Here is a 14,079-nt window from a genome sequence, read left to right on the forward strand (position 1 = left end):
GGTCAATGGCCGTACAACAGAACAAACCCACTCGTTCCAAACGTGGCATGCGCCGTTCACACGATGCGCTGACCACTTCCACTCTGTCTGTGGACAAAACTTCCGGTGAAACTCACCTGCGTCACCACATCACAGCCGACGGTTTCTACCGCGGCCGCAAGGTTATCGGCTGAGTAGTACTTGCTAATCTTCTTTAGCAAGGCGATACCTTGACTTGTCTAACCCTAGCGTTAGATGCAATGGGTGGGGATTTCGGTCCCCACGTCACAGTGCCTGCTTCATTGCAGGCACTGGCCTCTAATCCAAAACTAAAACTCCTGCTGGTCGGGAACCCCGACACCATCAATTCGTTACTTGTTAATGCCGATCCTTTGTTGCTGGAAAGGTTACAGGTCATCCCCGCTGAGCATGTTATTGCCAGCGATGCTAAACCCTCACAAGCGATTCGTGCCAGCCGTGGTACCTCTATGCGTATTGCATTAGAGCTTGTCAAAAACGGTGACGCAGCAGCCTGTGTGAGTGCAGGCAATACTGGGGCATTGATGGGGTTGGCGAAGATGATGATTAAGCCACTGGATGGAATAGAGCGCCCGGCATTGATGACGGTCATCCCAAATCAGCAGCGCAGCAAAACTGTGGTACTGGATTTAGGGGCTAACGTCGAATGCGATAGTACGATGTTGGTGCAATTTGCTGTCATGGGTTCGGTGATGGCAGAAGAAGTTGTTGGTATAACAAACCCGCGTGTTGCTTTGCTCAATATTGGCGAAGAGGAAACCAAGGGGTTGGATAATATCCGCGAAGCCGCCGCAGTATTAAAAAATACACCGACTATCAACTATATTGGTTATCTGGAAGGCAATGATCTGCTGACAGGCAAGACTGATGTGATGGTTTGTGACGGCTTCGTGGGTAACGTCACTCTAAAGACCATGGAAGGTGTGATAAGAATGTTCTTGTCACTGCTCAAATCATCGGGCGAAGGCAAAAAACAGTCATGGTGGCTTAAACTTATTGGCCGTTGGCTGCAAAAACGTGTGGCTAAGCGGTTCGGTCATTTGAACCCCGACCAGTATAATGGCGCATGTCTGTTAGGATTACGGGGCATCGTAATCAAGAGCCACGGCGCTGCGAATCAACGCGCATTCGCTGTTGCCATCGAGCAGGCTGTGCAGGCGGTGCAGCGGCAAGTCCCACAACGGATTGCCGCGCGCCTTGAAGCGTTTTTACCCAAGAGTGACTGATCGTACATGTATACTAAGATTCTCGGTACGGGGAGTTATCTGCCCGTACAAGTGCGCAGTAATGCTGATTTAGAAAAAATGGTGGATACGTCGGACGAGTGGATTGTCACTCGGACAGGTATCCGTGAGCGGCGTATTGCCGGGCTGGATGAAACAGTTGCAAGCATGGGTTTCCAGGCAGCTGAAAAAGCGCTGGAGATGGCCGGTATTGATAAAAATGATATCGGGCTGATTATCGTAGCTACCACCTCTTCAAGCCATGCTTTCCCAAGCTCGGCCTGTCAGGTGCAGCAAATGCTGGGCATCAAAGATGCGGCCTCTTTCGATTTGGCTGCAGCTTGTGCCGGTTTTACCTATGCACTCAGTGTTGCTGATCAGTACGTGAAAAGTGGTGCTGTCAAACATGCCATCGTCATTGGTTCAGACATGCTTTCGCGTGCACTGAACCCGGAAGACCGTGGCACGATTATTCTGTTTGGCGATGGTGCTGGCGCAGTGGTATTAGGTGCGTCGGAGCAGCCGGGCATTCTCTCTACTCATTTGCATGCGGATGGTAAGTACGGTGAATTGCTGGCACTGCCATATCAGGATCGCCAACACCAAGAACAACCTGCCTATGTCACTATGGCGGGCAATGAAGTCTTTAAAGTTGCAGTAACCGAACTTGCTCGCATTGTGGATGAGACTTTGCAGGCCAACAATCTGGATCGCTCTGCGCTGGATTGGTTGGTGCCGCATCAGGCTAATCTGCGGATAATTAGCGCAACGGCTAAAAAATTAGGCATGGGGATGGAAAAAGTGGTGATCACGCTCGATCGTCATGGCAACACCTCTGCGGCATCCGTACCTGCGGCATTTGACGAAGCAGTCCGTGATGGGCGAATTCAACGTGGGCAGTTAGTGCTGCTGGAAGCGTTTGGCGGCGGCTTTACCTGGGGCTCAGCGCTGGTTCGCTTCTGATTTAACAGAACCTTTTTTGGTTTAACAGGAAAGCAAAATGTCGAAATTTGCAATGGTATTTCCAGGCCAGGGATCTCAATCCCTTGGCATGCTGGCCGATTTGGCCGCACAATTTCCGATAGTTGAAGAGACCTTCAGTGAAGCCTCATCGGTACTGGGTTATGATCTGTGGCAGCTAGTGCAACAAGGTCCGGCTGAAGAACTGAATAAAACATGGCAGACGCAGCCAGCTTTACTGACGGCATCTGTTGCTATCTGGCGTGTTTGGCAACATCAAGGCGGTAAACTGCCTTCGATGATGGCTGGCCATAGCTTGGGTGAATACTCCGCTCTGGTATGTGCTGGCGTGCTCGATTTCAAACAGGCGGTTCGTCTGGTTGAATTACGCGGCAAGCTGATGCAAGAAGCGGTACCTGAGGGTACCGGCGCCATGTACGCTATTATTGGTTTGGACAATGAATCTATCGCCCAAGCCTGTGAAGAGTCAGCACTTGATCAGGTTGTCTCGCCAGTTAACTTTAACTCACCGGGTCAGGTAGTTATTGCTGGCAATAAAGAGGCAGTAGAACGCGCTGGTGCAGCTTGTAAAGCGTTGGGTGCTAAACGTGCCCTACCATTGCCTGTTAGTGTGCCATCTCATTGTGCTCTGATGAAGCCTGCGGCAGATAAGTTAGCTGTTGCACTGGAAGAGATCGCATTCCAGGCTCCGCTATTCCCTGTCGTCAACAACGTAGATGTGAAAACTGAAGTGTCACCAGAGGCTATCCGTAGCGCATTGGTACGCCAGTTATATAATCCAGTACGTTGGACTGAGAGTGTTGAATTTATCGCAGCAGAAGGTGTTGAGCTGCTGTTAGAAGTTGGGCCGGGTAAGGTCTTGACTGGTTTGACCAAGCGTATCGTGGATACTCTGGCCGCAGCACCGGTAAACGATGTTGCTACGCTGACCAGCGCGCTTGAAAACTAAGAAAGAGGGTAACATGAGCTTCGAAGGAAAAATTGCGCTGGTAACTGGCGCGAGTCGCGGTATCGGCCGTGCGATTGCAGAATTATTGGCTGAGCGCGGTGCCCGTGTTATTGGTACGGCGACCAGTGAAAAGGGCGCTGAAGCTATCAGTGCCTACTTGGGTGACCAGGGTAAAGGTTTAATGCTGAATGTCGTAGATCCCGTGTCAATCGAATCTGTTTTGGCAACGATTCGTGCGGAATTTGGAGAAGTCGACATTTTAGTGAATAATGCAGGTATTACGCGTGATAACCTGCTGATGCGTATGAAGGACGAAGAGTGGCAAGAGGTTATTGACACCAATCTGACTTCTGTATTCCGTGTGTCAAAAGCGGTAATGCGCGCTATGATGAAAAAGCGGTTTGGGCGTATCATCACCATCGGTTCTGTAGTTGGGACAATGGGCAATGCAGGGCAGGTTAACTACGCGGCAGCTAAAGCGGGTCTGATCGGTTTTAGCAAGTCTTTGGCGCGTGAGGTTGCTTCACGTGGCATTACTGTCAACGTTGTGGCACCTGGCTTTATTGAGACAGACATGACGACGGCGTTGACAGATGATCAACGCGCAGGCATTTTGGCCCAAGTACCAGCTAACCGGCTTGGGCAAGCAAAAGAAATCGCCAGCGCTGTTGCATTTTTAGCCTCTGACGAGGCCAGCTACATCTCTGGTGAAACGTTACATGTCAATGGCGGCATGTATATGATTTAAAAATCACGAAAGTATTTGCGTTATTTGAGGTAAAAACCGCAAAATAGCGTAAAATCGTGGTTTGACCAGCCTAGATTTAGTTGCATCTTTTTCAACATTTTATACACTACGAAAACCATCGCGAAAGCGAGTTTTGATAGGAAATTTAAGAGTATGAGCACTATCGAAGAACGCGTTAAGAAAATCATCGTTGAACAACTGGGTGTTAAAGAAGACGAAGTGAAGAACAGTGCTTCTTTCGTTGAAGATCTTGGCGCGGATTCTCTGGACACCGTTGAGCTGGTAATGGCTCTGGAAGAAGAATTTGATACTGAGATTCCAGACGAAGAAGCAGAAAAAATCACTACTGTTCAGGCAGCTATTGATTTTATCAACGCTAACCAGCAGTAAGCGTACATGCTTTAAGTTTAGATACTTAGGCGGTCACTCGACCGCCTAAGTTTTTTTTGTCCTAGTGTAATTTTCCCTCCTTGGAGGACAACCGTGTCTAAGCGTCGAGTTGTTGTGACTGGACTGGGCATGTTGTCTCCTGTCGGTAATACAGTCGAATCCACATGGAAAGCTGTTCTTGCCGGGCAGAGTGGCATCAGCCTGATCGACCATTTTGATACTAGTGCCTATGCAACTCGATTTGCTGGCTTAGTGAAAGATTTTAATTGTGAAGAGTTCATTTCGCGTAAAGATGCACGCAAGATGGACGCATTCATACAGTACGGCATTGTTGCTGGCATGCAAGCCATGCAAGACTCAGGGCTTGAAGTCACCGAAGCCAATGCTAGCCGTATCGGTGCCGCTATAGGTTCTGGTATTGGTGGGCTGGGTCTGATTGAAGAAAACCACACCGCGCTGGTTAACGGTGGGCCACGCAAAATTAGCCCATTCTTCGTGCCATCAACCATTGTTAACATGATTGCCGGCCACTTGACCATTATGTGTGGGATGCGTGGGCCAAGCATTTCTATCGCAACGGCGTGTACTTCTGGTGTGCATAACATCGGCCACGCGGCGCGTATCATTGCTTACAATGATGCGGATGTGATGCTCGCAGGTGGTGCAGAAAAAGCCAGTACGCCATTGGGCGTCGGTGGTTTTGGTGCAGCTCGTGCTTTGTCGACTCGTAATGATAATCCGCAAGCCGCAAGTCGCCCATGGGATAAAGACCGTGATGGTTTCGTTCTGGGTGACGGCGCAGGCATGATGGTGCTGGAAGAGTACGAACACGCGAAAAAACGTGGTGCAAAAATCTATGCAGAAGTTGTTGGTTTTGGGATGAGCAGCGATGCTTACCACATGACCTCTCCACCGGAAAACGGTTCTGGAGCAGCTCTGGCAATGGTAAATGCATTACGTGATGCGGGTGTGAACACGTCTCAGATCGGCTATATCAATGCCCACGGCACGTCAACGCCTGCTGGCGATAAAGCCGAAACGCAGGCAGTTAAGTCTGTATTTGGTGGAGACACCAAAGTGATGGTCAGTTCCACCAAATCCATGACTGGGCACTTGTTAGGTGCAGCAGGTGCAGTTGAGTCTATCTTTACTGTCTTAGCACTGCGTGATCAGGCCATTCCGGCAACCATCAACCTGGATAACCCAGATGAAGGTTGTGATTTGGACTTTGTTCCGCACGAAGCTCGTCAGGTAAACGATTTGGAGTACACCCTGTGTAATTCCTTCGGCTTTGGTGGCACTAACGGTTCCTTGGTTTTCCGCAAGGTATAACGTTGATCGTTACGCTTCAACTGCTTAAAAGACCCGGTTTTCCGGGTCTTTTATTAGCGTTGTCCTGCATTATTCATAACATCCCTCAATAATAATTGTCCCATTAAGAGACAAATCCGAAAACAGCCATTGGTTTAAATCTGATACTGTCAGCAGGTATAATTTATATTTATGGGCAATCCCTCTTTCCCAATTGAATATAGAGTAAATACCCCCTTCCATTTAAAGAGAATCTGAATGTTCTGGATTAATGGTGTTGAACAAAATTTGATTTCAGCTTCAGACCGCTCTGTGCAGTTTGGCGATGGCTGTTTTACTACCGCCAGAGTCTCTCTCGGCCGCGTTGTGTGGCTGGATAAACATATACTACGTTTACAGTTGGCGTCTGCGCGGCTATTAATGCCCGCGGTGAATTGGAATGCATTGACCAAGGAAATGATTGAAGCCGCAAGCCACACTGAAGACGGGGTCCTGAAAGTGATTATCAGTCGGGGAAGCGGCGGACGAGGTTACAGTGGCACGGCCTGTCAGCATCCGACACGGATTATTTCTCTCAGTGATTACCCGGTTCATTATCATAGTTGGCGTGAACGGGGAATTTCTTTAGCACTCAGCCCGATATCGCTAGCACGCAGCCCCTTGCTGGCGGGTGTTAAGCACTTGAACCGCCTGGAGCAGGTATTGATTCGCGCGCATCTTGACCAGACAGCAGCAGATGAGGCACTGGTGCTTGACACAGAAGGCATGCTGGTGGAATGCTGTGCGGCCAATTTATTCTGGCGCAAGGGGGATGAAATATTTACCCCAGACCTGTGCCAATCAGGTGTAGATGGCATTATGCGTCAACGAATTATTAGCTGCCTGTCTACGCATGGTCGGCAGGTGACAATTGTGGCACAACCAGTTGATGTGTTGGCCGATGCCGATGAAGTTATCGTTTGTAACGCGCTGATGCCACTACTCTCGGTAAATAGGATTGAACCGGTAAATCGCGCTGAACCGTGGGTTTACCACTCGCGCCAGTTATTTGATTTCTTAAATCTTCATTGCTGCGAAGTATAGGCTGCATGAGGATGTTGATTTTTGCCCCTATGACTACCTTTAATATGAAGATGGCCGCCCGATGAAAATAAAAAGCACCAAAGCATTAATCCTGTTTGTCGCTATCTGTTTGGGATTGCTGCTGTTGGGTTACCAGAGAGTACAACACTTTGCTGATAGGCCGTTGGCTATCCAGCAAGAGACCATCTTTAAACTTCCTGCTGGGACGGGGCGAGTGGCACTGGAGAATTTGCTGCAACGCGACGGCCTGATTAAAAATACTCGCTGGTTCCCCTGGCTGCTGCGGCTTGAACCCGAGTTAGCCAAATTCAAGGCAGGTACCTATCGCTTTACTCCTGGGATGACAGTGCGCAGCATGTTGGAACTGCTCGCCAGCGGTAAAGAAGCCCAATTTACTGTGCGCTTTATTGAAGGAAAGCGGCTGCGTGATTGGATGGATGAATTACAACAATCAAAATATATAAAGCATGTATTGGATGGGAAGAGTGATGCCGAAATCGCGGTATTATTGGGATTAAAGGACAGCGAACATCCCGAAGGGTGGCTTTATCCAGATACCTATTCATATACTGCCGGAGCCACTGACTTGGCATTACTCAAACGTGCCCATGTGAAGATGGAAAAAACAGTCGATGAAATCTGGCAGGGCCGTGATAAATCGTTGCCTTACCAAACCCCAGGCGACTTGGTGACTATGGCGTCAATCATCGAAAAAGAAACGGCGGTCAATGAAGAGCGAACCAAAGTGGCGTCGGTGTTTATCAACCGTTTACGTATTGGTATGCGACTGCAAACGGACCCGACTGTTATTTACGGGATGGGGGATAGCTATAATGGCACGATTAGTCGTAAAGACTTAGATACGCCAACGCCTTATAATACCTATGTAATATCGGGTTTACCCCCGACGCCGATTGCAATGCCGGGGCTAGCATCACTTACGGCTGCCGCTCATCCCGCTAAAACGCCTTACCTCTACTTTGTAGCCGACGGCAAGGGCGGTCATACCTTTACCACCAATTTAGCCAGTCATAACCAAGCGGTGCGGGTCTATCGCCAATCGCTAAAGGATAAAAATGAACAGTAAATTTATCGTTATTGAAGGGCTTGAAGGGGCAGGGAAAACCACCGCCAGAGACACTGTGGTTGCCACACTACGCGCCCAGGGGATTAACGATATTGTTTTCACTCGCGAGCCAGGGGGAACTCCGCTGGCAGAAAAGCTGCGTGATTTGATTAAGCAAGGTATTGATGGTGAAGTCTTGACGGACAAAGCCGAAGTGTTGATGTTGTATGCTGCGCGCGTGCAATTGGTTGAAAATGTGATTAAACCGGCACTGGCACGCGGCAGTTGGGTGGTGGGTGATCGTCATGATTTGTCATCGCAAGCCTATCAGGGCGGCGGACGCGGGATTGATATTAATCTGATGACATCATTGCGTGACACGGTATTGGGTGAGTTCCGCCCCGACCTGACTCTGTATCTCGATTTACCGCCAGTGATTGGGCTGGCTCGCGCTCGCGCCCGCGGTGAGTTAGATCGGATTGAACAAGAGTCACTGGCTTTCTTTGAGCGCACCCGAGAGCGTTATCTCGAATTGGCTGCAACCGATTCGAGTATCAAAACTATTGATGCTTCTCAACCGCTTGAGCAAGTCAGTGAATCTATTAGCCGGGTACTGAAGCAATGGCTGACCAGCCGAGAAACAGCGTAATGAAATGGTACCCGTGGCTCACTGCGCCTTACCGTCAGTGGGTAGGGCAGCAGACTGCCGGGCGAGGCCATCATGCATTACTGCTGCACTCTTTGCCCGGAAATGGCGAAGAAGCACTGATTTACGGTATTAGCCGTTGGTTGATGTGCCAGCAACGACAAGGCGAGAAAAGCTGTGGTGAATGTCACAGTTGCCGCTTGATGTTGGCGGGCAATCATCCGGACTGGTATGTGTTGACGCCGGAGAAAGGTAAAAGCAGTCTCGGCGTTGAGCTGGTACGTCAACAGATTGAAAAACTCTATTCCCATGCTCAGCAAGGCGGGGCAAAAGTCGTGTGGCTTCCCCACGCGGAGTTGCTTACAGATGCGGCGGCGAATGCGTTATTAAAAACCTTGGAAGAGCCACCAGAGAAAACCTATTTTCTGCTCGATTGCCATCAACCCGCCAGCTTGCTCGCGACACTGCGTAGCCGCTGCTTTTACTGGCATCTGGCCTGCCCTGATACCGCGCTTAGCCTACAATGGCTTCAGCGGCAGACTCCAGCAGAACCTATCTCGATGCTAGCGGCACTTAAATTGAGTGAAGGCGCGCCGTTAGCGGCTGAGCGTTTGCTGCAACCGGATCGCTGGGCCACCAGAACCACTTTGTGCCATGCATTGCATAGCGCACTGCACAGCTCGGATTTACTGTCGTTATTACCGCAAGTTAACCATGATGATGCCCCAGAACGCTTACAGTGGATCTCTTCATTGGTGTTGGATGCTTTGAAATGGCAGCAAGGCGCGGGTCAATTTGCCGTTAACCAGGACCAACTGCCTCTGGTTCAGCAATTGGCTGGAATGGCGACAACACCGATATTGCTACATTCAGTTCAGGCACTTGGCCATTGCCGTCATCAATTGTTATCGGTGGTAGGTGTTAATCGTGAGTTATTACTCACTGAGTTCCTGCTTCACTGGGAAACAGCGCTGACCACTGGCACTTATTCCACCTTATCTTCGTTGTAATTGGGTTTAAAATTATGTTGTTAGTAGATTCTCATTGTCATCTTGATAGCCTTGATTACCAGACGTTGCACAGCAATGTTGATGATGTGTTAGCTAAAGCGAAGGCGCGTGATGTCGGATTCGTGCTGGCGGTTGCCACTACATTACCGGGCTTTTCAGCCATGACCTCCCTGATCGGGGAGCGAGAAAATGTGGCGTTTTCATGTGGCGTTCATCCACTCAATCTGGAGGGCGGCCATGATTTTGAGCAGTTGGCAAAACTTGCGGCGGCAGATAATGTGGTGGCCATGGGGGAAACCGGGCTGGATTATTTCTATCAGCAAGACAATATTCCACTGCAACAAGCTTCTTTCCGCGAGCATATCCGTATCGGCCGCAAATTAAATAAACCGGTGATTGTACATACTCGTGATGCTCGTGAAGACACGCTGGCAATCTTGCATGAAGAACAGGCGCAAGAGTGTGGTGGGGTTTTACATTGCTTTACAGAAGATAAAGCAACTGCTGCTACATTGTTGGATCTCGGTTTTTACATCTCTTTCTCCGGTATTCTGACTTTCCGTAATGCAGAGCAACTGCGTGATGTCGCGCGCTACGTGCCACTTGATCGGTTGTTGGTCGAGACCGATTCGCCTTATTTGGCACCGGTTCCACATCGTGGTAAAGAGAACCAACCGGCCTATGTCCGTGATGTTGCAGAATATATGGCAGTACTGAAGGGGATCAGCCTTGAATCCCTGGCCCAAGCTACTACAGACAACTTCTGTCGGCTATTTCATCTGGACTCGGCGCGGCTGACCAGTAGAACGCCCCAACTTCCTTAATAATACTTTTTTTTAAGCTCGTAATTAATCGTCGAAACGAGTAATGTTCTCACCCGATTTAGTGGGTGAGGGCGGCTCTCATTGACGTTTTTTTACAAAAAATGCGCGATTTGAAGCAAGTTAAGCGCTTTCTTGAAAGAAACGTGACTGCCATCAAACATTAAGCAGGCTATTTATTTTACTCTTCGTAAAAATTAAAGGGGTGCTTTAGACACCCTGATTCGCAAAGGCTTACTCCCCCCTTTGTAATGCCAATAAACGCGAGAAAAAGCAGTAAAAGCACTATTACTCAGGAGCTCACTCAACTATGTTTAAGAACGCATTTGCAAACCTGCAAAAGGTCGGTAAATCGCTAATGCTACCGGTATCCGTGTTACCCATCGCAGGTATTCTGCTGGGTGTCGGTTCCGCGAATTTTAGCTGGCTACCAACGGTAGTCTCTCACGTAATGGCAGAAGCGGGCGGTTCCGTTTTTGCTAACATGGCATTGATTTTTGCTATTGGCGTTGCACTTGGCTTTACCAACAACGACGGTGTATCCGCGTTGGCGGCTGTTGTGGCTTACGGCATCATGGTGAAAACCATGGCGGTGGTCGCACCACTGGTCTTGCATTTGCCGGCAGAAGAAATTGCTGCCAAGCATTTAGCTGATACTGGGGTTTTAGGCGGTATCATTGCAGGTGCAATAGCGGCCTACATGTTTAACCGCTTCTACCGTATTCAGTTACCTGAATATCTGGGCTTTTTTGCCGGTAAACGCTTTGTGCCGATTATCTCTGGTTTCACAGCGATCTTCGTTGGCGTGATTCTGTCCTTCGTGTGGCCGCCAGTGGGGACTGCTATCCAGACTTTCTCTCAGTGGGCAGCCTATCAAAACTCCGTAGTCGCCTTTGGTATCTACGGTGTCGTAGAACGTGCGCTGGTTCCATTCGGTCTGCACCATATCTGGAACGTACCATTCCAAATGCAAATTGGTGAATACACCAACGCAGCGGGTCAGGTATTCCACGGTGACATTCCTCGTTACATGGCGGGTGACCCAACTGCGGGTAAACTGTCTGGTGGCTTCCTATTTAAAATGTACGGTCTGCCAGCAGCAGCAATCGCTATTTGGCATTCTGCTAAGCCGGAAAACCGGGCAAAAGTGGGCGGGATCATGATCTCCGCAGCACTGACCTCATTCCTGACGGGTATCACCGAACCAATCGAATTCTCCTTCATGTTCGTGGCGCCAATCTTGTATGTTATCCATGCAATTCTGGCAGGTCTGGCCTTCCCAATCTGTATCCTGCTTGGGATGCGTGACGGTACCAGCTTCTCTCACGGTCTGATTGACTTCGTCGTACTGAGTGGCAACAGCAGCCGTATTTGGTTGTTCCCTCTGGTGGGTATTTGCTACGGTCTGGTCTACTACACCATCTTCCGTGTACTGATCGCCAAGCTGAATTTGAAAACACCGGGCCGTGAAGAAACGACGACGGAGCAAACTGTACAGGGTGGCACTGAAATGTCAGCAGCATTGGTTGAAGCATTTGGTGGCAAAGAAAACATCACTAACCTGGATGCATGTATCACGCGTCTGCGTGTCAGCGTGGCTGATGTATCCAAGGTTGACCAAGCAGGTCTGAAGAAATTGGGTGCTGCGGGCGTTGTCGTCGCAGGCTCAGGTGTTCAGGCTATCTTTGGGACGAAATCTGATAACCTGAAAACTGATATGGACGAGTACATTCGTAACCATTAATTCAGGTGTGGGGAGTGCAAAGGGGAGGCGAAAGCCTCCCTTTTTTTGTGTCAAGAAAAGCCAGTTTCTTATCATTTCATAAGTATCATTTTAGGTGTTTTTACGATCTATCTGTTTTCACCGCTACGGGTGCTTTGTTATTAACCTTTATATATTAGATGTTTATATAAAAATCACACGTTATCTTCTGTGTAATTAATGTTCATCTTGAATAGGTTTTGTCTACGTTATTCCGGCTCTAACCAGGTGGTTTTGAAATCAAACCAACCTAAATTATTTAAGTGCGCGCCTTGGGCTTGCTCGGGAGCTTTTAGGCGCATCCAGTGATGGAATAACGGCTGCAACCATCCATTGGCGATGATCTCTCGGATCAATTGCTCGCTACCCAGGAGTTGGTTGCGCCAATCATGCAGATAGCTCTGTAAATCAGCATCATCACCGCCAGCGATGGATTGACGCAGCAACTGGGAGCCCAATAGCCATGCGCCAACATTCCACTCTTCAGGAACGGCAAAGTTTACTGTGCCAAGCCACAAATCAGCTTTAGCCTCACCCTCGGCCCAAGAGGTGTAATCCAGCTCGATAATATCCAACTTAATACCCTGAGCAGCGAGAATATGAGTCATTTCAGTTACCAACATCGGGTATTCAGGATGCTGGGCATGATATGCCAGCGTTAATACTGGCATACCCTCTGATTCTGTCGCGATATTACTCGAAAAAGGAGAGCACTCTTCTCCTGTATCAATGCCATGAAACCATGTGGGTAGGACACTGCCGGCGGGTACCCAGAAGGGGCGAATGGGTTCAATCAGACGTTGGATGAGATGATAAGGATTGAGCGTTTTTCGCAACCAGCGGCGCTGTTTAATGTCGTGCCAGTACGGTGAGCGACTATCGCACAGCAAAAAATATCCACCGCGTTCCAGAAACATCTCTTGTGTTGAGTCTGATGGCTTACCGGTCAGACTGGCGGCTTTTCCAGAAACATAATCAATATCACTGATGCTGGAACTGAGCCAGGTGGCACTTTGTATATTCGCCATATTCAATTGCTCTGATAGCACGGCAGGTGTGTCAGAGGGCGGGCGCGCCAAATCAGGGAAAATAAGTACCTCAACTTCATCCAACAAACCCCGAAAACCAAAATAGTGGTCAAAGGATTTCATCTGCAAGTGCCAGTTATCATTTTTAGCCACTCGATAAGGCCCCGTCCCCACCGGGTGAGAGGCAAAATCTGGCTGCGCAGCATGATTTTCCGGCAGAATCAGTGCGCTGTGATGGGCAAGTAACAGAGGAAGGCGTGGGTCCGGTTGGTTAAGTTCGATCACCACACTGAGTGGCCCGTGTTGACTGACTTTTTGAATATGTGAAAACAAGGGCAAAGCCGCACTGCGCATTAGTGAACTGACGACATCGCGGCTGGACAATTCTCGACCATCATGAAATTGCACCGCTGGGCGTAAATAAAAGCGCCAATGCAATGGATCGAGCATTCGCCATTTGTGAGCTAAATCGGTGGTGACTTCACCGTTCTCCTCATTTATTCGTGTCAGGCCATTAAAAATTTGTCGGACTAAGTGCAGCTCAGAGCGGCGTAATGGTGTACCGGGGTAAAGATTTGTCATGGTGCGGTAGTAGGGGATGCGCAGAGCTTGATAGTCATCGCGTATCCGATACCCCAGTTTAGCCCGCAATAAGGGGGTAATCAGCTGCTTATCTTCGCCCAATAGGGCAATGGCTTCATTAAAACCACCAGAATCTAATAACTGTTCCGCTTTTTCAATTAAAAGCTGATGAGTGTTCCGCAATAGTTGTAAATATGACCGGCGGCCACGACCTGGTTCTGCTTGCCATTTCAACCAGCCAGCCTGTTGCATCTGAACCAGTAATGTCCGCATGTGGCGCTTGGTACAACAGAGTTTATCCGCGAGTTCTTGCAGTGTAATCTCAACCGGTTGTACCCCAACCTGATTCAATAAGCGTAAGTATTGCTGTTCAAGGCGCCGGCTGACCATAAAAGAGGAACCTAATTGAGTCTAATTCAGCAGTTTTATATATCATCTTTTTAGCCGATAATTTTCACTAC

General features: G+C 49.0%; 14 protein-coding genes. 13 read left to right on the forward strand and 1 reads right to left on the reverse strand.

Features of this window, described 5'->3' with window-relative positions; genetic code table 11:
• Window positions 1–5: 5 nt before the first annotated feature.
• The 13 genes from rpmF (at window position 6) to ptsG (ending at window position 11,990) form a co-directional block, all read left to right on the forward strand.
• Window positions 6–173, forward strand: a complete 168-nt coding sequence (gene rpmF / locus ACF3VQ_RS08260; protein ID WP_013576249.1) for a 50S ribosomal protein L32 — start codon at window positions 6–8, stop codon at window positions 171–173.
• Window positions 174–209: 36 nt separating this feature from the next.
• Window positions 210–1,244: a phosphate acyltransferase PlsX gene (plsX, locus tag ACF3VQ_RS08265; RefSeq protein WP_392434638.1), complete on the forward strand. Its 1,035-nt coding sequence runs from the start codon at window positions 210–212 to the stop codon at window positions 1,242–1,244.
• 6 nt (window positions 1,245–1,250) lie between these two features.
• The gene (locus tag ACF3VQ_RS08270; protein WP_392434640.1) at window positions 1,251–2,204 is read left to right on the forward strand and encodes a beta-ketoacyl-ACP synthase III; all 954 of its coding nucleotides are present in this window, start codon (window positions 1,251–1,253) and stop codon (window positions 2,202–2,204) included.
• A gap of 37 nt (window positions 2,205–2,241) precedes the next feature.
• On the forward strand, window positions 2,242–3,171 hold the full coding sequence (gene fabD, locus ACF3VQ_RS08275) for an ACP S-malonyltransferase (RefSeq protein ID WP_392434641.1): 930 nt from the start codon (window positions 2,242–2,244) through the stop codon (window positions 3,169–3,171).
• A gap of 13 nt (window positions 3,172–3,184) precedes the next feature.
• On the forward strand, window positions 3,185–3,919 hold the full coding sequence (gene fabG, locus ACF3VQ_RS08280) for a 3-oxoacyl-ACP reductase FabG (RefSeq protein ID WP_392434643.1): 735 nt from the start codon (window positions 3,185–3,187) through the stop codon (window positions 3,917–3,919).
• A gap of 153 nt (window positions 3,920–4,072) precedes the next feature.
• A complete protein-coding gene (acpP, locus tag ACF3VQ_RS08285) occupies window positions 4,073–4,309 on the forward strand; it encodes an acyl carrier protein (protein WP_002220787.1) in 237 nt (78 codons plus the stop codon).
• A 93-nt stretch (window positions 4,310–4,402) separates the two neighbouring features.
• Window positions 4,403–5,641: a beta-ketoacyl-ACP synthase II gene (gene fabF / locus ACF3VQ_RS08290; RefSeq protein WP_392434645.1), complete on the forward strand. Its 1,239-nt coding sequence runs from the start codon at window positions 4,403–4,405 to the stop codon at window positions 5,639–5,641.
• A 237-nt stretch (window positions 5,642–5,878) separates the two neighbouring features.
• The gene (gene pabC / locus ACF3VQ_RS08295) at window positions 5,879–6,703 is read left to right on the forward strand and encodes an aminodeoxychorismate lyase (protein ID WP_392434647.1); all 825 of its coding nucleotides are present in this window, start codon (window positions 5,879–5,881) and stop codon (window positions 6,701–6,703) included.
• A gap of 61 nt (window positions 6,704–6,764) precedes the next feature.
• Entirely contained in the window at window positions 6,765–7,790 is a 1,026-nt protein-coding gene (gene mltG, locus ACF3VQ_RS08300) for an endolytic transglycosylase MltG (RefSeq protein WP_392434649.1), read from the forward strand.
• On the forward strand, window positions 7,780–8,418 hold the full coding sequence (gene tmk, locus ACF3VQ_RS08305; protein WP_050078795.1) for a dTMP kinase: 639 nt from the start codon (window positions 7,780–7,782) through the stop codon (window positions 8,416–8,418). The genes mltG and tmk overlap by 11 nt, the downstream gene beginning before the upstream one ends.
• Entirely contained in the window at window positions 8,418–9,425 is a 1,008-nt protein-coding gene (holB, locus tag ACF3VQ_RS08310; protein WP_392434651.1) for a DNA polymerase III subunit delta', read from the forward strand. Before tmk ends, holB begins: the two co-directional genes overlap by 1 nt.
• A 14-nt stretch (window positions 9,426–9,439) precedes the next feature.
• A complete protein-coding gene (locus tag ACF3VQ_RS08315) occupies window positions 9,440–10,249 on the forward strand; it encodes a metal-dependent hydrolase (protein WP_392434653.1) in 810 nt (269 codons plus the stop codon).
• 307 nt (window positions 10,250–10,556) lie between these two features.
• Window positions 10,557–11,990, forward strand: coding sequence for a PTS glucose transporter subunit IIBC (gene ptsG / locus ACF3VQ_RS08320; protein ID WP_392434655.1), 1,434 nt, complete (start codon window positions 10,557–10,559; stop codon window positions 11,988–11,990).
• A gap of 227 nt (window positions 11,991–12,217) precedes the next feature.
• On the opposite strand, the gene ACF3VQ_RS08325 is transcribed toward ptsG, so the two are convergent.
• The gene (locus ACF3VQ_RS08325; protein WP_392434657.1) at window positions 12,218–14,008 is read right to left on the reverse strand and encodes an SgrR family transcriptional regulator; all 1,791 of its coding nucleotides are present in this window, start codon (window positions 14,006–14,008) and stop codon (window positions 12,218–12,220) included.
• Window positions 14,009–14,079: the final 71 nt, after the last annotated feature.

Origin of the sequence: Yersinia fenwicki (genome assembly GCF_043099325.1) — a bacterium.
Taxonomy (GTDB): Bacteria; Pseudomonadota; Gammaproteobacteria; order Enterobacterales; family Enterobacteriaceae; genus Yersinia.

What these genes read in the sequence shown, in the direction of transcription:
- tmk (WP_050078795.1), top strand. Translation starts at nt 7,780, where the DNA reads ATGAACAGTAAATTTATCGTTATTGAAGGGCTTGAAGGGGCAGGGAAA.
- ACF3VQ_RS08270 (WP_392434640.1), top strand. Translation starts at nt 1,251, where the DNA reads ATGTATACTAAGATTCTCGGTACGGGGAGTTATCTGCCCGTACAAGTG.
- holB (WP_392434651.1), top strand. Translation starts at nt 8,418, where the DNA reads ATGAAATGGTACCCGTGGCTCACTGCGCCTTACCGTCAGTGGGTAGGG.
- mltG (WP_392434649.1), top strand. Translation starts at nt 6,765, where the DNA reads ATGAAAATAAAAAGCACCAAAGCATTAATCCTGTTTGTCGCTATCTGT.
- rpmF (WP_013576249.1), top strand. Translation starts at nt 6, where the DNA reads ATGGCCGTACAACAGAACAAACCCACTCGTTCCAAACGTGGCATGCGC.
- fabD (WP_392434641.1), top strand. Translation starts at nt 2,242, where the DNA reads ATGTCGAAATTTGCAATGGTATTTCCAGGCCAGGGATCTCAATCCCTT.
- acpP (WP_002220787.1), top strand. Translation starts at nt 4,073, where the DNA reads ATGAGCACTATCGAAGAACGCGTTAAGAAAATCATCGTTGAACAACTG.
- ptsG (WP_392434655.1), top strand. Translation starts at nt 10,557, where the DNA reads ATGTTTAAGAACGCATTTGCAAACCTGCAAAAGGTCGGTAAATCGCTA.
- fabG (WP_392434643.1), top strand. Translation starts at nt 3,185, where the DNA reads ATGAGCTTCGAAGGAAAAATTGCGCTGGTAACTGGCGCGAGTCGCGGT.
- ACF3VQ_RS08315 (WP_392434653.1), top strand. Translation starts at nt 9,440, where the DNA reads ATGTTGTTAGTAGATTCTCATTGTCATCTTGATAGCCTTGATTACCAG.
- ACF3VQ_RS08325 (WP_392434657.1), bottom strand. Translation starts at nt 14,008, where the DNA reads ATGGTCAGCCGGCGCCTTGAACAGCAATACTTACGCTTATTGAATCAG.
- pabC (WP_392434647.1), top strand. Translation starts at nt 5,879, where the DNA reads ATGTTCTGGATTAATGGTGTTGAACAAAATTTGATTTCAGCTTCAGAC.